Raw genomic sequence first — 22,259 nt, forward strand, 5'->3', positions numbered from 1 at the left:
CTCAGGCGTTATCCTCAGTCGTGTCATCCGGTGCGGATTGCTCTTCGTCACGACCGGCTTCAGTCATGCGACGCTTGTCTTCACGCACAGTGTTGGTCACCAGGTTGGAGAGGCGCATCCCCTCGACCAGGGTCTGGTCGTAGTAGAAACGCAGCTCGGGCACCACCCGCAGACGCATGGCGCTGCCCAGCAGGCTGCGGATGTAACCGGCAGCCTCGGTCAGGCCCTTGAGCCCTTCCTTGATGCGCTCGGCGTCATTCTCCAGTTGCAAGAAGGTGACATAAACCTTGGCATAGTTGAGGTCCTTGGAGACCTCCACGTCGGAGACGGTCACCATGCCGATGCGCGGGTCTTTCACCTCGCGCTGCAGGATCAGCGCGATTTCACGCTGGATCTGCTGCCCGACCCGACGGGTCCGGCTGAATTCTCTGGCCATATTCTATCCTGCGATAAAAGGGGGCCGCGGCCCCCTATTTTGTCTAACGCTCGGCTTACAGAGTCCGCTGGATTTCAACGGTCTCGTACACCTCGATCTGGTCGCCTTCACGCACGTCGTTGTAGTTCTTGACCGCGATACCACACTCGTAGCCGTTGCGAACTTCGTTGACGTCATCCTTGAAGCGGCGCAGGGATTCCAGCTCCCCTTCATAGATAACCACGTTGTCACGCAGAACGCGAATGCGGTTGGAACGCTTGACCACACCTTCGGTAACCATACAGCCGGCAACGGCGCCGAACTTCGGCGACTTGAAGACGCTGCGCACTTCAGCCAGACCGATGATCTCCTGACGATACTCAGGAGCCAGCTTGCCGCTCATGGCCTGCTTCACTTCGTCGATCAGGTCATAGATGACGGAGTAGTAACGCAGATCCAGGCTCTCGGATTCGATGACCTTGCGCGCAGAAGCGTCGGCACGGACGTTGAAGCCCACCAGGATGGCGCTGGAAGCCGCGGCCAGGGTCGCGTCGGTTTCGGTGATGCCACCTACGCCGGAACCCACGATCTTCACCTTCACTTCGTCGGTGGAGAGTTTGACCAGCGCATCGCAGATCGCTTCCACAGAGCCTTGTACATCGGCCTTGATCACCACGTTCACTTCGGACACTTCGCCCTCGGTCATGTTGGCGAACATGTTTTCCAGCTTGGCCTTCTGCTGGCGAGCCAGCTTGACTTCGCGGAACTTGCCCTGACGGTAGAGCGCCACTTCACGGGCTTTCTTCTCGTCACGCACAACGGTGGCTTCGTCACCGGCAGAGGGAACGCCGGACAGGCCGAGAATTTCCACCGGCAGGGACGGACCCGCTTCCTTGATCTCGCGACCCAGTTCGTCACGCATGGCGCGCACACGGCCGTATTCGAGACCGCACAGCACGATGTCGCCCTGACGCAGAGTACCTTCCTGTACCAGCACGGTGGCAACCGGACCACGACCTTTATCCAGGAAGGATTCGATCACGACGCCGTTGGCCATGCCGTCAACCACCGCTTTCAGCTCCAGCACTTCGGCCTGGATCAGGATGGCTTCCAGCAGGTCGTCGATGCCTTCGCCAGACTTGGCGGAGACGTGCACGAACTGGCAATCGCCACCCCAGTCTTCGGACATGACGTTGTAACGGGCCAGCTCGGTCTTGACGCGATCCGGATCCGCTTCAGGCTTGTCGATCTTGTTCACCGCAACAACCAGCGGCACACCGGCCGCCTTGGCGTGCTGGATAGCTTCGATGGTTTGCGGCATCACGCCGTCGTCAGCTGCAACAACCAGCACCACGATGTCGGTCGCCTTGGCACCGCGAGCACGCATGGAGGTAAACGCCGCGTGACCCGGGGTATCCAGGAAGGTGATCATCCCGCTGTCGGTCTGTACGTGGTACGCACCGATGTGCTGGGTAATGCCACCGGCTTCGCCTGCGGCGACCTTGGCTTTACGGATATAGTCCAGCAGCGAGGTCTTGCCGTGGTCGACGTGACCCATGATGGTCACGACCGGCGCACGCGGCTTGGCTTCGGAGGTCTCGTCACGATCGGACAGTACCGCCTCTTCCAGCTCGTTCTCACGGCGCAGCACTACCTTGTGACCCATCTCCTCTGCGACCAGCTGAGCGGTCTCTTGGTCGATCACCTGGTTGATGGTGGCCATGGCACCCATCTTCATCATCACCTTGATGACTTCAACGCCCTTGACGGCCATCTTGTTGGCGAGCTCCGCCACTGTGATGGTCTCGCCGATGACGACGTCACGGTTGACCACGGCAGCCGGCTTGTTGAAGCCGTGTTTCATGGCGTTCGGCATGGCCATCTTGCCACGCTTGCCTTTGCGGGCACGGGGATCGCGGGAGTTGCGGTCATTGCGGTCGTCTTCGCGACGGCCGACCTTCTTCGGCGCCTTGGCAGCGGCAGCCGTGCGACGGCTGGTCTCTTCCTTACGATCCAACTCATCTTCGGCCGCTTGCGCGTGCTTGTTGGTGGTCAGATGGTAATCGCTGCTCTCTTTGGCGCGAGCCGCTTCTTCTTCAGCCCAGCGGGCCGCATTCTGTTCCGCCATGATGCGAGCCTCTTCGGCTTTCTTCGCGGCGAGTTCTTCAGCTTTTTGCAAAGCTGTCTGTTCCTGTTGGCGCTTCAGTTCTTCTGCTTCGCGCTTGGCCATCTTTTCTGCCTCTTGCTGAGCTGTGCTAACGGCTGCTTTGGCGGGCTGTTGAGCCTGTCGAGCCTTCTGTTGTGCCTCGATCCGCGCCTTTTCCTCAGCTTCACGACGAGCCTGCTCAGCCTCACGGCGAGCCTTCTCTTCAGCGTCGAGGCGGGCCTTCTCTTCGGCCTCGCGACGAGCTTTTTCTTCTGCTTCCAAACGCGCTGTTTCCTCGGCTTCCGCCTGGCGCTGTTCATCTTCCAGCGCCGAGCGTCTTACATAGGTGCGAGACTTGCGCACTTCTACCTGCACTTCCTTGTTCTTGCCACCAGTCCCCTGAACACTCAGGGTGCTCTTGGTCTTGCGCTGCAAGGTCATGCGAGCAGGTGCGGTGACCTCGTCACCTCCATGCTGTTTCTTCAGATGTGCCAGCAGAGTCTGTTTCTCAGACTCGCTGACCATGTCGTCGGCCTTGCTCTTCACGATGCCGGCATCGACAAACTGCTGGAGAAGACGATCAACCGGCGTGTCGATGTCAGTGGCAAGTTGCTTAACTGATACTTCTGCCATTCATTTTCCTCCGTTTGACCTTATTCAGACTGCTCTTCTCCGAACCAACAGATATTGCGAGCAGCCATAATGAGCTCACCTGCCTTCTCGGCGGTCAACTCTTCGATGTCGGCAAGGTCATCGATACCTTGCTCTGCCAAATCTTCCAGGGTGCCGACACCGCGAGCGGCCAGGGCATAGGCCATTTCACGGCCGAGGCCGGAGAGATTGAGCAGTTCTTCGGAAGGCTCGACGCCTTCAAAGGATTCTTCTTTGGCCAGGGCCTTGGTGGTCAGGGCATCCTTGGCACGCTTGCGCAGCTCTTCGACCATGTCTTCATCCAGACCGTCGATGGCCAGCAGCTCGTTGACCGGGACGAAGGCAATCTCTTCCAGGGTGGAGAAGCCCTCTTCCATCAGCAGGCCGGCGAAATCGTCGTCGATATCGAGGGTGCTGGTGAACAGGTTCATGATGCGGTCGTTCTCGGCCTGGTGCTTGGCACGCATGTCCTCGACGGTCATCACGTTCAGTTCCCAACCGGTCAGCTGGGAGGCCAGACGCACGTTCTGACCGTTGCGGCCGATGGCCTGGGCCAGGTTGGCGGCTTCCACGGCGATGTCCATGGTGTGGTTGTCTTCATCGACGATGATGGAGGCCACATCGGCTGGCGCCATGGCGTTGATCACGTATTGGGCCGGGTTGTCATCGTACAGCACGATGTCGGCACGCTCACCGCTCAGCTCGGCGGAGACGGCCTGAACGCGGGCACCACGCATGCCGATACAGGCACCGATCGGGTCGATACGACGATCGTTGGTCTTCACCGCGATCTTGGCGCGGGAACCCGGATCACGGGCAGCGCCCATGATTTCAATCATCTCTTCGCCGATTTCCGGCACTTCGATGCGGAACAGCTCTTTCAGGAAGTCCGGGCTGGAGCGGCTGACGAACAGCTGGGAACCACGGGCTTCCGGACGCACGGCGTAGAGCAGGCCACGGATGCGGTCGCCGGGACGGAAGGTCTCACGGGGCAACATGTCGTCACGGAAGATCACGGCTTCGGCATTGCTGCCCAGATCCAGGATCACGTTGTCGCGGTTGCTCTTCTTGACCACGCCGCTGATGATGGTGCCTTCCTTGTCCTTGAACTGGTCAACGACCTGGGAACGCTCGGCCTCGCGCACTTTCTGCACGATGACCTGCTTGGCGGTCTGGGTGGTGATACGGTCGAAGGTCACAGAGTCAATCTGGTCTTCAACATAGTCGCCGATCTGGATATCCGGCTGCTCGATCTGAGCGGCTTCGAGAGTGATTTCCCCGTACGGGTTCTCCATGGAAGCCTGATCGGCCACCACGACCCAACGGCGATAGGTGTCATAGTCACCGGTCTTGCGATCGATCTCGACACGCACTTCAATCTCGCCTTCGTATTTTTTCTTGGTCGCAGTCGCCAGCGCAGTCTCCAGAGCCTGGAAAATCTTCTCGCGTGGGACAGCCTTCTCGTTGGACACAGCGTCAACGACCAGCAAAATCTCTTTATTCATATCCGATAGCCTCGTTAACCAAAGTTCGGCACTATGTTCGCTTTTTGGATATTGGTGAAAGCCAACACCTCGTCCTTACCATCTACCGTCAGAGTGATCATGTCCCCCTGCACGGCTTTGATTACGCCTTTGAACTTGCGGCGGTTGTTTGTTGCCATCCGAAGCGTTACCGCCGCCTCCTGGCCAACGTATTTTTCGAACTGGGCGACCTTGAACAGTGGACGATCCAGACCCGGGGAAGACACCTCAAGGTAGTACTCCTCGGTGATGGGATCTTCGACATCCATGATGGCGCCGACCTGGCGGCTCACCTCGGCACAGTCTTCCACCGTCACGCCTTGCTCCGAGTCGATGAAAACGCGCAAGGTCGAGTGCTTACCCGCACGGATAAACTCGATACCCCACAGTTCAAAACCCAAGGCAACGACCGGAGCCTCGAGCAGATCGGTCAAACGTTGTTCCAACGTAGCCAAAGTCACCCTCCGAAAAACGAAAAAAGGGCATATAGCCCAGATAGAAATAGATTCAGAGTAAATTGCACATAACAAAAAGCCCCGATGTCAAATCGGGGCTTGGCGCTTTACCCTGATTGTCGCCTCGCAGCGACCGCCTTCCTGAGCGTAGGAAATGCGTGAAATTTGGTTGCGGGGGCCGGATTTGAACCGACGACCTTCGGGTTATGAGCCCGACGAGCTACCATGCTGCTCCACCCCGCGTCCGAAATCGTGCGAGATTATAGCCACTTCACTCTCGTGAGACAAGACTCAGCGGCTATAACATCCCGGTTACCCGGGTTCACTGCTTAATTGGTGCCGTGGGCGGGACTCGAACCCGCACACCCTAGAGCACTACCCCCTCAAGATAGCGTGTCTACCAATTCCACCACCACGGCAAAACTCTTATTCGGGAACGTCAGTATCTTTCTTCACTGGCGCTTTGCTCTGCTCAACTTGTTGAGTCTGTTGCAGATTTTCCCATTCACTACCCTGCTTGACCTTGTTGCTGGACATAGAACCCAGAACCAGACTAATCAAGAAAAACAGAGTAGCCAAAATCGCTGTTGTGCGGGTCAGGAAGCTGCCTGAACCACCGGAGCCGAATACAGTATTCGATGCCCCTGCGCCGAAGGAGGCGCCCATATCAGCCCCTTTACCTTGCTGAATCATCACCAGACCAATCAGAGCCAGCGATACCAGCAGATAAACGACCAAAAGAATCTCGTACATTTAACTTGCACCCTTTGCCGCTTCAACTATTCCTAAAAACGCCTCGCCATCAAGACTTGCCCTGCCTATCAGACCGCCATCAATATCGGGCTGTGCAAACAAATCTTGTGCATTGGCCGGTGTCACGCTCCCACCATAGATGATTCTGACTTTCTCACCTATTACCGGAGTATCCTCCGCCAAGCGACTGCGAATAAAGGAATGAACCTCTTGTGCCTGCTCGGGTGTGGCGCATTTACCTGTACCTACAGCCCAGATTGGCTCGTAGGCGATGATAGCATTATCGAAAGCCATCGCGCCATTTTTCTCTATGACGATGTCCAGTTCCTCGGCAATCACCTCGAAGGTTCTTCTTGCCTGCCTCGCTGCTCCTGACTCACCCAGACAAAGTATGGGTATCAGACCTGCTGCTCTGACTGCCGCAAACTTCTCTGCGACGATAAAACTGGTCTCACCAAAGAGACGCCTGCGCTCGGAGTGGCCAACAAGTACATATCGGCAACCTGCCTCGACCAGCATCTCACACGAGATTTCACCCGTATAAGCGCCCTGTCTGTGCTGACTCACGTTCTGAGCCCCCAGCTTCACTCTTCCCTGCTCACCGAGCAGTTCGGCCGTGAAACCGAGATGCACATGGGATGGACACAAGACCACATCTACGTCTTCATCAATGCGTTCTGTGCACTGACTCGTAAACTGCTCTAACTGCGACCTACTACCGTGTAACTTCCAGTTGGCTGCTACAAACGGCTTGCGATGTCCCATCGGCAACTCCCTTGCGAAAGCGGGGCTGATAATATCCAGAGGATGCTCAGCTGACAAGTGCTATTTTCAAATTTTCGAATCGTTTGAACAAGATACAACCAAGGCGACTAAAAAGCCGCCTTGGTTGTTCATTAAAACGCCGATTCGACCTGTTTGGCGATGCGCTCTGCCATATCGCGCACCTGCTGTTCGTGTTCACCTTCGACCATGACCCGGATCAGGGGCTCGGTGCCGGATTTGCGCAACAGCACCCGGCCACGGCCGGCCAGTTCCAGCTCCACTGCCGCCACTTCCTGCTGAACGGCACTGGAGGTCAGCGGATCCTTGCCTTCGGCGAAGCGCACATTGACCAGCACTTGCGGGAACTTGCTCATGCCCGAACGCAATTTGGCAAGCGGCATCTCGGCACTGCGCATGGCCGTCAGCACCTGCAGGGCGGCGACGATACCATCCCCCGTGGTGGTCTGATCCAGGCAGATGATGTGACCGGAGTTTTCGCCCCCGATGCGCCAGCCCTTCTCGTTCATCATTTCAAGCACGTAGCGGTCACCCACCTTGGCACGGGCAAAGGGGATGCCCAGGGTCTGAAGCGCCAGCTCCAGCCCCATGTTGGCCATCAGGGTGCCCACCACACCGCCCTTGAGACGGCCATGGCGCAGGGCATCCCGGGCGATGATGTAGAGGATCTCATCCCCGTCGATGATGTAACCAGTGCTGTCCACCATCACCAGACGGTCGCCGTCACCGTCGAAGGCGACGCCGAGATCTGCCTTGCATTCCTGGACCTTGGCGGCCAGCGCCTCCGGTGCGGTGGAACCGACACCGTCATTGATGTTGAGCCCATCCGGGCTGCAGCCGATGGCGATGACTTCGGCACCCAGCTCGCGGAAGACGGAAGGGGCGATATGGTAGGTGGCACCATGACCGCAATCCACCACCATTTTCAGCCCTTCCAGGCTCAGATTGGAGGGGAAGGTGCTCTTGCAGAATTCGATGTAGCGACCAGCCGCATCATCGATGCGCTGCGCCTTGCCAAGCTCCGCGGACTCCACGCACTTGAGTTCGTTGTCGAGCTCGGCTTCGATGGCCAGCTCGACATCATCGGGCAGCTTGGTGCCGTCGGCGGAGAAGAACTTGATGCCGTTGTCGTAATAGGGGTTGTGGGATGCACTGATGACGATACCGGCTTCGGCACGGAAGGTGCGAGTCAGGTAGGCAACCGCCGGGGTGGGCATGGGTCCCATCAATATGGCCTTGAGACCGGCGGCGGAGAGCCCCGCCTCCAGTGCCGACTCCAGCATGTAACCGGAGATACGGGTATCCTTGCCGATCAGCACCTTCTTGGTCCCTTTCTTGGAGAGCACCTTGCCGGCGGCCCAGCCCAGTTTCATGACGAAATCCGGGGTGATCGGGTATTCACCCACCTTGCCGCGCACGCCGTCGGTGCCGAAGTACTTTCTGGTCATTGTCTGTTTCTCGTTTTTCTATTTGGATATGAAATCTTGTCCCGTCATGGTCATCCAGCCTGTACGCAAGACATCCATGGTGGCCCGCACGTCGTGCACCCGGATGATCCTGGCGCCATGTTGCAACCCGATCAGGGCACAGGCCAGACTACCAGCCAACCGCTCGGCTACCGGGCGGTCAAGCAGGTTGCCTATCATAGACTTTCGTGACATGCCCACCAAGAGCGGAAGCTGGTAATCGAGCAGTGACGCCTGCTGGGCCAACAGCTGATAGTTGTGCGCCAGCGTCTTGCCAAAGCCATAGCCTGGATCCAGTACCAGATGCTCACGCGGGATACCGGCCCCCAGACAAGCGGCAATCCGCTCGTCAAAGAAGGCTCTCACCTCTCCCACCAGATCGTCATAGTGCGGCTCCACCTGCATGGTACGGGGCTGCCCCTGCATGTGCATGAGGCATACCGGTACGCCAGCCTCGGCCGCCGCGCCCAGCGCTCCCGGCTCTTGCAGGGCGCGGACATCATTGATGAGGTGACCACCAGCAGCACAACCCTCCCGCATGACAATCGCCTTGGAGGTATCGAGGGAGATCATCACATCCAGCTCGGCGACCATGCGCTCCACCACGGGGATGACCCTGTCCAGCTCCTCCTGCTCGCTCACGTCGGGGGCGCCCGGGCGGGTCGACTCGCCACCAATATCGATAAGGGTGGCCCCATCGGCCACCATGTCGCGGGCATGACCCAACGCCAGATCGATCTGCTTGAAGCGGCCACCATCTGAAAAGGAGTCCGGCGTCACATTGAGAATGCCCATGACATGGGGACGGTCGAGAGAAAGGGTACGTCCCTTGCTGATTAACTGCATTGCTTCAACTACCTCCAACAAGAACGGCAAACTCTTCGTGCAAAGAAAAACCCCGGGCAAGCCCGGGGTTTGTATCATGGCAACTTATTTGGCCGGGACATCGTTCGCCTTGTCGATGTCACTCAGAGGTGCATTGCCCTCTTCAGCCGGCGCCTTGGCCTCCGGCCCGTTGTTCACGCTGGCACCACCTTGCGGGGTGTCACCATGCTCATCATGCCAGTTGCTGGGTGCACGCACTTCGCGACGCGCCATCAGATCGTCGATCTGCTTGGCATCGATGGTCTCGTACTTCATCAATGCATCTTTCATGGTGTGCAGCACATCCATGTTGTCCAGCAGGATCTGCTTGGCACGATCGTAGTTGCGATCGATGACCTGCTTGACCTCTGCATCGATGATGCGGGCGGTATCGTCAGACATGTGCTTGGCCTTGGCCATGCTGCGGCCGAGGAAGACTTCACCATCCTCTTCTGCGTAAAGCATGGGGCCGAGACGCTCGGACATGCCCCACTGGGTGACCATCTTGCGGGCGATGTCGGTCGCACGTTCGATGTCGTTGGATGCACCGGTCGATACCTTCTCGGCACCGTAGATCAGCTCTTCCGCCAGACGACCGCCATACAGGCTGGAGATCATGGACTCCAGATGCTGCTTGGAGTGGCTCCAGCGGTCCTGCTCCGGCAGGTACATGGTCACACCCAGCGCACGGCCGCGCGGAATGATGGAGACCTTGTAGACAGGATCATGATCCGGCACCACGCGACCAATGATGGCGTGACCCGCTTCGTGATAGGCCGTCATCTCCTTCTCGGACTCTTTCATCACCATGGAGCGACGTTCTGCCCCCATCATGATCTTGTCCTTCGCCTTTTCGAACTCCAGCATGGAGACCACTCGGCGGCTCTCGCGAGCAGAGAAGAGGGCAGCCTCGTTCACCAGGTTGGCCAGATCGGCACCGGAGAAACCAGGGGTACCACGGGCAATCAGCGCCGGATTGACGTCATCCGCCAGCGGTACCTTGCGCATATGCACTTTCAGGATCTGCTCACGACCGCGAACATCCGGCAAGCCGACCACGACCTGGCGGTCGAAACGACCCGGACGCAGCAGCGCAGGATCCAGTACGTCGGGACGGTTGGTGGCGGCGATGACGATGATGCCTTCGTTGCCTTCAAAACCATCCATTTCAACCAGCATCTGGTTCAGGGTCTGCTCACGTTCATCGTGACCACCACCCAGACCGGCGCCACGCTGGCGACCGACCGCATCGATCTCGTCGATGAAGATGATGCAGGGGGAGGATTTCTTGGCCTGTTCGAACATGTCACGCACCCGGGAGGCACCGACACCCACGAACATTTCCACGAAATCCGAACCTGAAATGGTGAAGAACGGCACCTTGGCCTCGCCTGCAATGGCTTTGGCCAGCAGGGTCTTACCGGTACCGGGAGGACCTACCAACAGGACGCCGGTCGGGATCTTGCCACCCAGCTTCTGGAATTTGGTCGGGTCACGCAGATAGTCGACCAGCTCCTTGACCTCTTCCTTTGCCTCGTCACAACCGGCTACGTCGGCGAAGGTAGTCTTGATCTGATCTTCGCTCATCAGGCGAGCCTTGCTCTTGCCGAACGACATGGCACCCTTGCCGCCACCGCCCTGCATCTGACGCATGAAGAAGACCCAGACACCGATCAGCAACAGCATCGGGAACCAGGAGATGAAGATGGACGTGATCAGGGACGGTTCTTCCGGCTTCTCACCCATCACCTTGACGTTATGGTTGAGCATGTCGTTGAGCAGTTGGGGATCCGGCGCAGGAATGATGGTGGTGAAACGTTCACCGGTGCGCTTGACGCCATTGATGACCTTGCCATCCATCCGCACTTCACGGATCTGCTCCTGGGTCACTTCTTTCACGAAGCTGGAATAGTCCAGCTGGCGACTGGTGGTATCGCTGGGGCTGAAGCTATTGAACACCGACATCAGCACGACGGCGATGACCAGCCACAGGATTAGGTTTTTCGCCATGTCACTCAAATCAATGACCTCGCAGACTGACAGTTAACGATGAGGGTTAGGGTACTACAGTTTAAAACCGGTAGCCACAATGTAGACTTCTCGTGAACGGGCACGGGACGAGTCTGGTTTTCGAATCTTGACGACAGAGAAAAGTCTACGTATTTCATTGAGATAGGCATCAAACCCCTCCCCCTGGAACACCTTGACTACAAAACTGCCATTACTGCTCAGGACCTGATTGCACATGTCCAGCGCCAGTTCCACCAGGTACATGGCACGGGCCTGATCCACCTGCTGGGTGCCGCTCATGTTGGGCGCCATGTCGGACATGACGACGTCCACCTTGTCGGGGCCGACTCGCTCAAGCAAGGCGCCGAGTACAGTTTCCTCCCGAAAGTCCCCTTGCAGGAAATCGACACCGGCAATGGAATCCATCGGCAAAATATCGCACGCAATGACGCGCCCCTTGTCACCGACCTGGTCGATGGCAAATTGGGACCAGCCACCGGGAGCAGCCCCCAGGTCCACTACTGTCATCCCCGGCTTGAGCAGCCGGTCTTTGCCCTGGATCTCATCGATCTTGAAAACGGCGCGAGAGCGCAGTCCCAACTTCTGGGCTTTCTTGACGTATTGGTCGTCGAAATGTTCTTTTAACCAGCGGGTTGAACTGGGGGAACGTTTTTTCTGGGTCATGATTGTCGACTTTAAAAAACCACAAGGGTTATTAGTATTAAGGGCTAAGTGGGGGTAGAATACGCCCCTTTCAACCCTGACTTATGAAGAAATTGCCATGATTCTCAACAATAAACAGAAACAGTACCTCAAGGGCCTGGCCCACAGTCTGAAGCCGGTCGTCCTGTTGGGACAACACGGTCTGACCGAAGGGGTGCTGGCCGAGATCGATCTGGCGCTGAACCACCACGAGCTGATCAAGGTTAAGGTTGCGTCTGAAGATCGTGAGATGAAACAGCTGGTGATGGATGCCATCGTTCGCGAGACCGGCGCCATCAAGGTACAGAGCATGGGCCATGTACTGACCATCTACCGTCAGGCCAAAGAGCCCAAGATCCAGTTGCCGCGCAAGTAACAGGAAAGAGCATTCGCTCTTTCCTTCATTTCCCTTCTTCCCAAGTCGCTTGCCAAAATAGTTGTCAGGCCCTTAACCTGCGATGAATAGTCGCGGACACCCACTATGGACAAGCATCAGCTCCTCACCGATGAAGAACTGGCCATGCTGCGGAACCTGGGAAACGATGAAGACATTGCCACCAGCCAATACCTGCGCGGCACCCTGCCCCTTCCTCTCCAAAGCCTGTTGCAGCGAGCCAAGCCTCTGACACTCGAAGCCCGCATCGCCGGCTACCAATTGCGTTTCCCGCTCCACTGCACCCATGCAGAGGAGGGCCACGCCGAGCTGCGCATCGCCGCACCGACCATTACCGAGCTGGGTTCGCCCCATCTGCGCGCCTGGCGACTCGACGAAAAGGCCGTGCTCTGCACCGAAGACGCGGAGTACGAGGTATACAGCCTCTCCCTTGGCGGTCTCATCGTGGCCGGCTTGCCGGACTCCTCTGCCAAGGGAGATCCACTTGGCGGATACCTTCGCATCGAGGAGCTCCCTCCCCTGGCCATGACAGGCACCCTCATCAGGCACGTGGATGCCAATCAACATCACCATGACTGGGCCGTCCAGTTCCGACTGGGCAAGGAGGATCAGGAACAATTGCGGGACTGGCTCTTCCAGCGCCACCAGGACGCCTTCGTCCAGGCCTATCAGGGTGACTAAAGACAACAGGGGAGCCCGGCTCCCCTGTCTCTTTCCCCGACATTCAATCAGAGATAGGCAACTTCCAGGATCTCGTACTCCACATCGCCACCCGGCGTCTTGACGATGGCAACGTCATCCACTTCCTTGCCGATCAGGGCGCGGGCAATGGGGGAGTTCACGGAGATCATGTTCTGCTTGATGTCCGCCTCGTCGTCTCCCACGATGCGGTAGACCACTTCCTCTTCCGTTTCACTTTTGAGCAGAGTCACGGTTGCGCCGAAGATGACGCGGCCATTGTTGGCAATCTTGGTGACATCGATAATCTGGGCATTGGAGAGCTTGCCTTCGATTTCCTGAATGCGGCCTTCACAGAAACCCTGCTGCTCGCGGGCGGCATGGTATTCGGCATTTTCTTTCAGATCGCCATGTTCACGGGCATCAGCAATCGCTTCGATAATCTGGGGACGCAGCTCGGTCTTGAGATAATCGAGCTCTTGACGCAGCTTTTCAGCGCCGCGAACAGTCATCGGAGTATGATTCATAGTCGAAACCTGGGTTGCTTTATAAAGAGAAGCTGCGGCAATCAAAAGAGAGCCGCAGCTGTCGGTTCGGATGGGGCATCTTAATATGAAGCCGCCACAAAATCCATGTCAGCCCCTGCGAGCGGGATCCCGCTTTGGGCCAGCGTTACTTGGATTCCGAGACGCCAAGCGGAGCCGACACCGTCGGTTTGCCCTGCATGATGGCGATCTCGACACGTCGGTTCATGCGCCGATTCTCCGGGCTGTTGTTGGGCACCAGCGGCTGGGAATCCGCCATCCCTTGCACCACCAGACGATTGCCGTCAAAACCGGGCACCTTGATCATCTGGTGGGCCACCGCCACCGCCCGCTGGGATGAAAGCTCCCAGTTGGACTGGAACAACTCGTCCTCGGTGGCCACATTGTCGGTGTGGCCGGAGACGGTGATCTCCCCCGGCACATCCTTGAGCAGCGCAGCCACCTTGCGGATCACCGGCCAGAACTGGGGTTGCAGGAAGGCGGATCCCGCCGGGAACGCCGCTTTCTCGCGAATGCGAATGATGATCTGCTGACCCAGCGCCTCTATCTCGATGGCCCCATCCTGGATCTGGGCCTGCATCTGCTCCGCCAGTGCCTTGGCCAGGGTGTTGGACTGTTCCTGCGCCTTCTGGGCCTCCTGGGCGGTATCGCCACCGCTCTGCTGGCCTTCGGTCTTGTCATGTCCGCCCGCCTTGTCCGCATCCCCAGGCTGGAAATCCAGCTCGGTCTGGGTCATGTCGATGGTCTGCTGCATGATGGTGTCAATAGGCGTCGGCTCGGGGCGACCAGGACGAAACTCCTGGGCGATGACGGAGGTTCCCTTGGGGATATCCTTGACCTCCAGGATGTTCTGCACCCCGAACGCCTTCTCCATGGAACCGGCGATCTGCTTGAACTTCTGCACATCCATCTCGGCAAAGGAGAGCAAGAGCACGAAGAAGCACATCAGCAGAGACATGAGATCCGCGAAGGTTCCCATGTAACCGGGCAATCCGGGAGGCGGGCACTTGCACTTTGCCATCTGTGCGCTCCTATTCGGTCCCGTTGTTGCGTTTGGACTGATTCAGGTAGTTCTGCAACATGGCCTGGATCACCCTCGGGTTCTGTCCATCCTGGATCCCCATGATGGCGTCGAGGATCAGGGTGCGACTCAACTGTTCCTCGCCACTGCGCAGTTCCAGCTTGTCCGCGATGGGGATGGCAATCATGTTGGCCTCGATGGCGCCATACAGGGTCGTCAGCAAGGCCACCGCCATGGCCGGACCGATGGATTTGGGGTCGCTCATGTTGGCCAGCATGGCCACCAACCCCACCAGGGTACCGATCATGCCCATGGCCGGACCGAGATCCCCCAGGGAGCGGAACACCTTGATGGCTGTGGCGTGACGCTCGGACGTCAGTTCGATGTCCTTCTCCATCACCGCACGCACCACGTCGGCATCATGGCCGTCCACCAGCATGTCGATGCCCTTCTTCATGAAGGTATTGGGGATCTCCGCCGCCTCCAGGGCCAGAAAGCCCCCCTTGCGGGCCGCATCCGCCAGTTCCACCGCCTTGGTGATGAGATCGTCGAGCTTGTCCCCCTTGTACATGAAGGCCTTGCCCGCGACCTTGAAGGCCATCAGAAACTGGCCGAGGTTGAATTTCATCATGCAGATGAACACGGACCCCAGTATGGTGATGTAGACCGATGGCATGTCCACATACATGCTCATGGGGCCGCCCAGCAACATGCCGTACACCACGACCCCGAACCCCAGCACCAAGCCTATCAGACTCCCTAAATCCACATCCCTACTCCTGTCGCCGAACGTGCCGTCTCATTATATTGCGTTGAATTTTCTGCTATTGCGTCCCCGGCAGCAAGCCCGGTACACCGCAATCGCCGATCGGCAATGCGTGGTTGCATGCCCATTCTTATCGGCCAGGGTCAGGATAGTTTGAGGACGCCGCGTTTTTCTGCCTCCCCCCTGTGGCCGGTCGATGTTAAGATGAGCCGTTTTTTTCAATCCCCGAGGATGGACATGGCCAGTAAAAAAATCGACCGTCTGAGTTTTGATGCCACCCTGGAAGAGCTGGAAACCATAGTGCATCAACTCGAACAGGGCTCGCTCCCCCTCGAGGAGGCACTCAAACAATTCGAACAGGGCATCCATCTGGTGCGTGCCGGCCAGCAGAAGCTGGAACAGGCCGAACAGAAGATCCAGATCCTCCTGACCCAGGCCGATGGCAGCGAGCAAGCGGTCCCCTTTCGAGCAGAACAAGGAGAGGAGTGAGTGACCCTGGACGATTTCTCCCGCCTGCATCGGCGCCGCATCGACGATTGCCTCTCGGCACAGCTTGACGCCCTGCCCGCCATGGCGCCACGTTTGCGGGACGCGATGAAATACGGCCTGCTGCTCGGTGGAAAACGGGTGCGCCCCTTCCTGGTCTATGCCGTCGGCGAGATGCTGGGCGTCAAGAGCGAACTGCTGGATGGCCCCGCCGCCGCCGTGGAGTGCATTCACGCATACTCCCTCCTGCACGACGACTTGCCCGCCATGGACGACGACGACCTGCGTCGTGGTCAGCCCACCGTACACAAGGCCTTCGATGAAGGCACAGCCATCCTGGCGGGCGATGCCCTGCAGACCCTGGCGTTTTCCATTCTGGCCGACCACCCCATGCCCGATACATTGATGGCCAACCGGGTGCGGATGCTGAGTGCCCTGGCCCGCGCGTCCGGCTATCTCGGCATGTGCGGCGGTCAGGCACTGGATCTGGACGCCGAAGGGCGCCGGATCAGCCTCGCCGAGCTGGAGCAGGTGCACCGCCACAAGACCGGGGCCCTCATCGAGTGCGCCGTGACCCTCGGCGCCCTGTGCAAGGCTGACGTGGAACCCGCCACCCTCACCGCCCTGCAAACCTATGCCGCCGCCATCGGACTCGCCTTCCAGGTGCAGGACGACATCCTCGACATCACGGGCGACACTGCCACCCTGGGCAAGCCGCAAGGCTCGGATCTGGCGCTGGAAAAGAGTACCTATCCGGCCCTACTCGGACTCGACAATGCTCGTGAGCTGGCTCGCGAACTGCATGACAAGGCCTTAACAGCCCTGCAATCCTTGCCCTACAATACCGACATTCTGGAAGCGTTTGCCGATTACATCATCGAGCGAACCCACTAAACGCTGGATAACAGTAACAATATGAGCGTTGATATTAGCGATTTCCCCAACCTGGCCCTCGCGGACACGCCGGTCGATTTGCGATCCCTCCCCTTCGAGCGGCTGCCCGTGGTGTGCAACGAGCTGCGCGAGTATCTGCTGCGCTCGGTGAGCCGCTCCAGCGGCCACTTCGCCTCCGGCCTTGGCACTGTCGAGCTGACGGTTGCCCTGCACTATGTCTACAACACCCCCTTCGATCGGCTGGTGTGGGACGTGGGCCACCAGGCCTATCCCCACAAGATCCTGACCGGACGACGGGAGCGCATTCACACCATTCGCCAGAAAGATGGACTGCACCCCTTCCCCTGGCGGGAAGAGAGCGAGTACGACGTGCTCAGCGTGGGCCACTCCAGCACCTCCATCGGGGCAGCGCTCGGCATGGCGGTGGCGGCCGAAAGCGAAGGGCTTGGCCGCAAGGTGGTCGCGGTCATCGGTGATGGCGCCATCACCGCCGGCATGGCCTTCGAGGCCCTCAATCACGCCGGCGACGTCCACAAGGACATGCTGGTGGTGCTCAACGACAACGAGATGTCCATCTCCGAGAACGTGGGGGCCCTGAACAATCACCTCGCCAGGCTGATGTCCGGCAAGCTCTACACCACCATTCGCGAGGGGGGCAAGAAGGTGCTGGCGGGTCTGCCGCCGGTCAAGGAGCTCGCCAAGCGGGCCGAGGAGCACCTCAAGGGCATGGTGGTACCCGGCACCCTGTTCGAGGAGTTCGGCTTCAACTACATCGGCCCCATCGACGGTCACGACATTCACGCCCTGGTCGAAACCCTGCGCAACATGCGCAACCTCAAGGGTCCCCAGCTGCTGCACGTCAAGACCAAGAAGGGCAAGGGCTACGAGCCGGCGGAAAAAGATCCCATCGGCTATCACGCCGTCCCCAAATTCAACCCGGATGACTGTGCCCTGCCCAAGAGCGCCGGTGGCAAACCCACCTTCTCCGCCATCTTCGGTCAGTGGCTGTGCGACATCGCCGCAAAGGACGAGCGCGTGGTCGGTATCACCCCCGCCATGCGCGAAGGCTCCGGTCTGGTAAAATTCAGCCAGCAATATCCGGATCGCTACTTCGATGTGGCCATCGCCGAGCAACATGCGGTCACCTTCGCCGCCGGTCTCGCCATCGCCGACCAGAAACCCGTGGTCGCCATCTATTCGAGCTTCCTGCAGCGTGCCTACGACCAGCTGATCCACGACGTGGCGCTGCAGAACCTGCCGGTGCTCTTCGCCATCGACCGGGCCGGTCTGGTGGGGGCCGACGGCCCGACCCATCAGGGTGCGTTCGACATCAGCTTCCTGCGCACCGTGCCCAACATGGTGGTGATGACCCCGTCCGACGAGAACGAGTGCCGCCAGATGCTCTACACCGGCTATCTGTGCAACGGGCCAGCGGCGGTGCGCTACCCCCGTGGCAGCGGCACCGGTATCCAGGCCGAGAGCGAGATGCAGGCCCTGCCCCTCGGCAAGGGACGTGTCGTTCGCGAGGGCAAGGGGACCGCCATCCTGGCGTTCGGCACCCTGCTGCAACAGGCCAGAGCAGCCGCCGAGGCGCTGGATGCCACCCTGGTGGACATGCGCTTCGTCAAACCCATGGACGAGGCGCTGGTGCTCTCCCTGGCCGCCTCCCACGATCAGTTCGTCACCCTCGAGGACAACGCCATCATGGGCGGTGCAGGCTCTGCGGTGAACGAACTGCTGATGGGCTGCAAGCAGTGCAAACCCGTGCTCAACCTCGGCCTGCCGGATCGCTTCATCGAGCAGGGCACCCAGGATGAGATCTACGCCCTGCTGGGGCTGGACAGCGTGGGCATTCAGACCCGCATCGAGAGCTGGCTGCAGGCCTGACAAGGGTTATCGCAAGCAATAAAAAAGGGCGCCTGATGGCGCCCTTTTTTGTTATTCACTGTGCCGGACCAACCCTGTTCACATACTGTCGCGAGAAGGCCGTCAACAAGGTTACAAGCCGCTCAGGAACCGAGACATACGTGAGCACTCCTTGGTTCCACATAAGCGAGCAGCACATGAACCTTGATCACGGCCTCGCAGCCAGTTCGTGGAGAGGTTTATCAGCCCTTGTAGATCTTCGGGTTGAACACATCCCGCAGCCAGTCACCCAGCAGGTTGATCACCAGCACCAGCACCACCAGGCAGAGGCCCGGGAAGGCGGTGATCCACCAGGAGCCGGAGAAGATGTAGTTGAAGCCCACGCTGATGAGCGAGCCCAGGGACGGTTGATCAACCGGCATCCCCAGACCCAGGAAGGAGAGGGCCGCCTCGCTCATGATAGCGTTCGCCACCTGCACGGTGGAGATGACCAGGATGGGGGACAGGCAGTTCGGCAGAATGTGGCGGAACATGATGCGCGGGGCGCGGAACCCCATCACCTGAGCCGCTTCCACATACTCCTTCTTCTTCTCCGCCAGCACGGAGGCGCGCACCGTCCGGGCATACTGGGGCCACTCGGCGATACCGATGATCACCACCAGCATCAGGATGGCGAACTTCGAGTAGAACTCGGAGCCAAAGGTCGCCTGGAAGATGGCGGAGATGATGATGGCCACCATCATGGTGGAGAACGACAGCTGCACATCGGCAAAGCGCATCAGCAGGTTGTCGATGCGACCACCAAAGTAACCGGCCATCAGACCGATGACGATACCGAGCACCAGCTGCAGCCCCACCGCGAACAGACCAATGGTCAGCGAGATGCGGGCGCCATAGAGGATGGTGCTCCAGATGTCGCGTCCCTGGTTGTCGGTCCCGAGCCAGAAGCGGGCCTCGCCCCCTTCCAGCCAGGAGGGGGGCAGCTCCGCATCCATCAGATCGAAGCTGGTCTGGTCATAGACGTTGTGCGGTGCGATCCAGGGTGCCAGCAGAGCCGCCAGCACGAAGACCACAAACACCGCAAAGCTGAACATGGCTACCTTGTCCCGCAGGAAGTAGTAGACGATGTCGGAATTTTTGAAGCGTGCCCAACGGCTTGGGCTTGCAGTTACAGCATTAGTCATCTGTTACCCCTTGGCGGTCAGGTTGACGGTCGGGTTGATCAACCCGTAGAGCAGGTCGACCAGGGTATTGGTCACCACGAAAATGAGGCCGACGAAGATGACGTAGGCAGTGATCAGCGGCGTATCGACCCGGTGGATCGCCTCAAGGAAGAGGAAGCCGGTCCCCGGCCACTGGAACACGCTCTCGGTCAGGATGGTGTAGGCCACCATGGTCCCGATCTGCACACCGCCCACCGTGATGACCGGCAGCATGGTGTTCTTCAGGGCGTGCTGGTAGTAGACCTTGTTGTTGTCCAGCCCCTTGGCACGGGCAAACTTGACGTACTCGGAGGAGAGCTGCTCCAGCATCTCCGAGCGCACCAGCCGGATGAACAGCGGCAGCATGATGGAGGAGAGGGAGACCGCAGGCAGCACCAGGTGCAGGATACCGTCCCAGGTAAAGAATCCCGACTCCCAGCCCAGCAGGTTGTAAGTCTCGCCACGGCCATAGGCCGGCAGCCAGCCCAGCTGGATGGAGAAGAGGTACATCAGCATGATGGCGGTCAGGAAGACCGGGATCGAGATGCCGATGCTGCTCACCGCCATGATGAGCTTGGTCAGGAAACTGCGCGGTCTTATCGCCGAATAAACCCCCAGCGGAATGGAGACCACGACGATGATGAGCGCGGCGGCAAACACCAGCTCAAGGGTAGCCACCAGCTTGTCGAGGATAACCTCGAGGGCTGGTCGCTTGAAGAAATAGGAAGTGCCCAGATCCCCGTGTACCGCGTTCTTCAAGAAGCGGCTGTATTTCACGAGGAAGGGATCATTGAGTCCCATCTTGTCGCGCAGCTCCTGGCGCACGGACTCGGAGACGGATTGTCCCACCAGCTCGCGCAGCGGATCCCCCAGGTTGTCCTGGATGGAGAAGGCGACCAGGCTGATGACGAACATCACTATCACGGCCTGATAGAACCGTTTCAGCAGGAATGTAAACATGCTTGTCCTTCTACGTGGCCTGTGTCTTGGCACAGGCTTCTGTTAATGGCGGGGCAACCATGGGTGCCCCGCCGGGTCCTTCCTTAAGCGCTTCGCTTACTTGTTGACCACCAGGTCACCCAGATAAGGGAAGTTCATCACGTTGACCACCGGCTTGATGTCGACGTTCTTCTTGGCGCCATAGGCCAGGTCTTCCCAGTGCAGCGGCACATAGGCGGCGTCGTCGATCAGCATGGCTTCCACCTTCTGCAGGATGGCGGCACGCTTGGCAGGATCGGTCTCGGTGTTGGCTTCCATCACCATCTTGTCAGCTTCCGCGTTGGCATAACCGCCGCAGTTGTACTGACCCATGCCGGTCTTGGCATCCTTGGTGAAGGTCAGGAACTCGAAGAAGTTCGCACTGTCTTCGGTGTCGGAGTGCCAGCCGATCAGCTGCATGTCAGCGGCGCACTTGTCAAACTCCGGCCAGTACTGGGCCACCGGCATGGTCTTCAGATCCACCTTGATGTTGATCTTGGACAGCATGGCGGAGACGGCCTGGGCAATCTTGACGTCGTTGACGTAGCGGGCAGCCGGGGAGATGAAGCTCATCTTGAAGCCCTTCTCGTAACCGGCTTCCTTCATCAGCTCCTTGGCCTTGGCCAGATCATACTGGGGCTTGAGCGCCTCGTTGTAGCCTGCATAGCCTTTCGGGCTCAGCTGGCCAGCCGGGGTACCGAAGCCCTTGTTGATCTTGTCGACGATGCCCACCTGGTTGATGGCGTAGTTGATCGCCTGACGCACGCGCTTGTCTTTCAGCGCCGGGTTGGTGTTCTGGTTCAGCTCGATGATGATGGCACGGGTACCGGACAGGGTGACCAGCTGGGAATCCTTGCCGTTCTTCACGCGCTCCAGATCGTTCGGGGCAACCGGGTAGATCATGTCCACGTCGCCGCCCAGCAGGGCTGCAACACGGGTGGCGTCTTCCTTGATCGGTACCACGGTCAGGTTTTCGACGTTGCCCTTGGAGGCCTTGTCCCAGTAGTTGGCGTTGCGCACGTATTCCAGCTTCACGCCCTGCTCGCGGAACTTGACGCTGAACGGACCGGTACCGGAGACATGGGTGGAGGCGAAGGAGTCACCGTTCTTCACGATCTCGGCCTTGTCCTTGCCCGCCTCGGTCTTGCCGCTATAGAACTTGGAGTCCATCGGGAAGATGTAGGTGACGGTCTGCAGCACCAGCGGGAACGGCTTGGCGGTGACGAGATCCACGGTGAAATCATCCACCTTCTTGGCTTCGGCGATGGGGTCGAAGATCGCCTTGAAGTCCGGGGAGGCCTTCAGACGGTTGACGGTCCATACCACGTCATCGGCGGTGAAGTCGTTGCCGGAGTGGAACTTCACACCCTTGCGCAGGTGGAAACGGACGGTCTTGTCGTCGATGCGCTCATACTTCTCGGCCAGACGCGGCTCGAACTGCAGATCCTGGGTGTAACGCATCAGGGGGTCGAACACCAGGTGAGACATCTCCAGGGTCTGACCGGAGAGCTGCTCCTGCGGGTCCAGCGAGGTGGCGTCGGACGCGACGGCGACCTTGATGTCGGCAGCAGAAACGTTGAACGCGAGACCAGCGGCGAACAGCGCCATGGCGATCTTGGATAATCCTTTCTTCATGTCTTTCTCCATGCTTTTGGCTTTTT

Annotated in this window: 21 protein-coding genes and 2 tRNA genes; 5 read left to right on the forward strand and 18 right to left on the reverse strand. The window is 59.0% G+C overall.

The features are described 5' to 3' along the window. Position 1 precedes the first annotated feature (1 nt). The 12 genes from rbfA to rlmE form a co-directional block, all read right to left on the reverse strand. Positions 2-436 (reverse strand): 30S ribosome-binding factor RbfA, encoded by a 435-nt coding sequence (gene rbfA, locus AB5Y51_RS19995; protein WP_010675366.1) that lies wholly within the window; start codon positions 434-436, stop codon positions 2-4. Positions 437-491: 55 nt separating this feature from the next. Continuing rightward, entirely contained in the window at positions 492-3,194 is a 2,703-nt protein-coding gene (gene infB, locus AB5Y51_RS20000) for a translation initiation factor IF-2 (RefSeq protein ID WP_041212506.1), read from the reverse strand. A 20-nt stretch (positions 3,195-3,214) separates the two neighbouring features. Then, a complete protein-coding gene (nusA, locus tag AB5Y51_RS20005; protein ID WP_010675369.1) occupies positions 3,215-4,717 on the reverse strand; it encodes a transcription termination factor NusA in 1,503 nt (500 codons plus the stop codon). A gap of 14 nt (positions 4,718-4,731) precedes the next feature. Then, positions 4,732-5,190, reverse strand: a complete 459-nt coding sequence (rimP, locus tag AB5Y51_RS20010) for a ribosome maturation factor RimP (protein WP_010675370.1) — start codon at positions 5,188-5,190, stop codon at positions 4,732-4,734. Positions 5,191-5,356: 166 nt separating this feature from the next. Then, a tRNA-Met gene (locus tag AB5Y51_RS20015) sits at positions 5,357-5,433 on the reverse strand. 91 nt (positions 5,434-5,524) lie between these two features. Continuing rightward, positions 5,525-5,609: transfer RNA gene (locus AB5Y51_RS20020), tRNA-Leu, on the reverse strand. A 7-nt stretch (positions 5,610-5,616) separates the two neighbouring features. Beyond that, the gene (secG, locus tag AB5Y51_RS20025; RefSeq protein WP_010633113.1) at positions 5,617-5,943 is read right to left on the reverse strand and encodes a preprotein translocase subunit SecG; all 327 of its coding nucleotides are present in this window, start codon (positions 5,941-5,943) and stop codon (positions 5,617-5,619) included. After that, the gene (tpiA, locus tag AB5Y51_RS20030) at positions 5,944-6,708 is read right to left on the reverse strand and encodes a triose-phosphate isomerase (protein ID WP_104452435.1); all 765 of its coding nucleotides are present in this window, start codon (positions 6,706-6,708) and stop codon (positions 5,944-5,946) included. A 131-nt stretch (positions 6,709-6,839) separates the two neighbouring features. Further along, positions 6,840-8,174, reverse strand: a complete 1,335-nt coding sequence (gene glmM, locus AB5Y51_RS20035; RefSeq protein ID WP_042014473.1) for a phosphoglucosamine mutase — start codon at positions 8,172-8,174, stop codon at positions 6,840-6,842. A gap of 18 nt (positions 8,175-8,192) precedes the next feature. Further along, positions 8,193-9,038: a dihydropteroate synthase gene (folP, locus tag AB5Y51_RS20040; RefSeq protein WP_167824694.1), complete on the reverse strand. Its 846-nt coding sequence runs from the start codon at positions 9,036-9,038 to the stop codon at positions 8,193-8,195. Between the two features lie 84 nt (positions 9,039-9,122). Further along, positions 9,123-11,075, reverse strand: a complete 1,953-nt coding sequence (ftsH, locus tag AB5Y51_RS20045) for an ATP-dependent zinc metalloprotease FtsH (RefSeq protein ID WP_042865085.1) — start codon at positions 11,073-11,075, stop codon at positions 9,123-9,125. A 45-nt stretch (positions 11,076-11,120) separates the two neighbouring features. Continuing rightward, on the reverse strand, positions 11,121-11,750 hold the full coding sequence (rlmE, locus tag AB5Y51_RS20050) for a 23S rRNA (uridine(2552)-2'-O)-methyltransferase RlmE (RefSeq protein WP_010675375.1): 630 nt from the start codon (positions 11,748-11,750) through the stop codon (positions 11,121-11,123). A gap of 97 nt (positions 11,751-11,847) precedes the next feature. Here rlmE and yhbY point away from each other — a divergent pair, with 97 nt between their 5' ends. Next, on the forward strand, positions 11,848-12,144 hold the full coding sequence (gene yhbY, locus AB5Y51_RS20055) for a ribosome assembly RNA-binding protein YhbY (RefSeq protein WP_010675376.1): 297 nt from the start codon (positions 11,848-11,850) through the stop codon (positions 12,142-12,144). A 105-nt stretch (positions 12,145-12,249) separates the two neighbouring features. Further along, a complete protein-coding gene (locus AB5Y51_RS20060) occupies positions 12,250-12,843 on the forward strand; it encodes a PilZ domain-containing protein (protein WP_368179068.1) in 594 nt (197 codons plus the stop codon). Between the two features lie 47 nt (positions 12,844-12,890). Here the strand turns inward: AB5Y51_RS20060 and greA are convergent, their stop codons facing one another. The 3 genes from greA to pomA all read right to left on the reverse strand — a co-directional run bounded on the left by greA (position 12,891) and on the right by pomA (position 15,175). Beyond that, the gene (gene greA, locus AB5Y51_RS20065; protein ID WP_010675378.1) at positions 12,891-13,367 is read right to left on the reverse strand and encodes a transcription elongation factor GreA; all 477 of its coding nucleotides are present in this window, start codon (positions 13,365-13,367) and stop codon (positions 12,891-12,893) included. Between the two features lie 145 nt (positions 13,368-13,512). After that, positions 13,513-14,406: a flagellar motor protein MotB gene (locus AB5Y51_RS20070; protein WP_042878323.1), complete on the reverse strand. Its 894-nt coding sequence runs from the start codon at positions 14,404-14,406 to the stop codon at positions 13,513-13,515. Positions 14,407-14,416: 10 nt separating this feature from the next. After that, positions 14,417-15,175: a flagellar motor protein PomA gene (gene pomA / locus AB5Y51_RS20075; RefSeq protein ID WP_029314770.1), complete on the reverse strand. Its 759-nt coding sequence runs from the start codon at positions 15,173-15,175 to the stop codon at positions 14,417-14,419. A 234-nt stretch (positions 15,176-15,409) separates the two neighbouring features. On the opposite strand from pomA, the gene xseB reads away from it, so the two are divergent. Genes xseB through dxs form a run of 3 tightly spaced genes read left to right on the forward strand, consistent with a single transcriptional unit; the run spans position 15,410 to position 18,439 of the window. Continuing rightward, positions 15,410-15,661, forward strand: coding sequence for an exodeoxyribonuclease VII small subunit (xseB, locus tag AB5Y51_RS20080; RefSeq protein WP_010675381.1), 252 nt, complete (start codon positions 15,410-15,412; stop codon positions 15,659-15,661). Further along, positions 15,662-16,552, forward strand: a complete 891-nt coding sequence (gene ispA, locus AB5Y51_RS20085) for a (2E,6E)-farnesyl diphosphate synthase (protein WP_041215676.1) — start codon at positions 15,662-15,664, stop codon at positions 16,550-16,552. Positions 16,553-16,573: 21 nt separating this feature from the next. Then, complete coding sequence (gene dxs / locus AB5Y51_RS20090; protein ID WP_043153238.1) at positions 16,574-18,439, forward strand: 1-deoxy-D-xylulose-5-phosphate synthase; 1,866 nt, start codon at positions 16,574-16,576, stop codon at positions 18,437-18,439. A gap of 221 nt (positions 18,440-18,660) precedes the next feature. Here the strand turns inward: dxs and AB5Y51_RS20095 are convergent, their stop codons facing one another. From AB5Y51_RS20095 to AB5Y51_RS20105, 3 genes are all read right to left on the reverse strand, one after another. After that, a complete protein-coding gene (locus AB5Y51_RS20095; RefSeq protein ID WP_029314771.1) occupies positions 18,661-19,602 on the reverse strand; it encodes an ABC transporter permease in 942 nt (313 codons plus the stop codon). A 3-nt stretch (positions 19,603-19,605) separates the two neighbouring features. Continuing rightward, positions 19,606-20,580, reverse strand: coding sequence for an ABC transporter permease (locus AB5Y51_RS20100; protein WP_010675385.1), 975 nt, complete (start codon positions 20,578-20,580; stop codon positions 19,606-19,608). A 96-nt stretch (positions 20,581-20,676) separates the two neighbouring features. Then, complete coding sequence (locus AB5Y51_RS20105) at positions 20,677-22,233, reverse strand: ABC transporter substrate-binding protein (protein ID WP_103259665.1); 1,557 nt, start codon at positions 22,231-22,233, stop codon at positions 20,677-20,679. Between the last annotated feature and the right edge of the window lie 26 nt (positions 22,234-22,259).

Origin of the sequence: Aeromonas sp. R7-1, from assembly GCF_040908115.1 — a bacterium.
Lineage (GTDB): Bacteria > Pseudomonadota > Gammaproteobacteria > Enterobacterales > Aeromonadaceae > Aeromonas > Aeromonas caviae.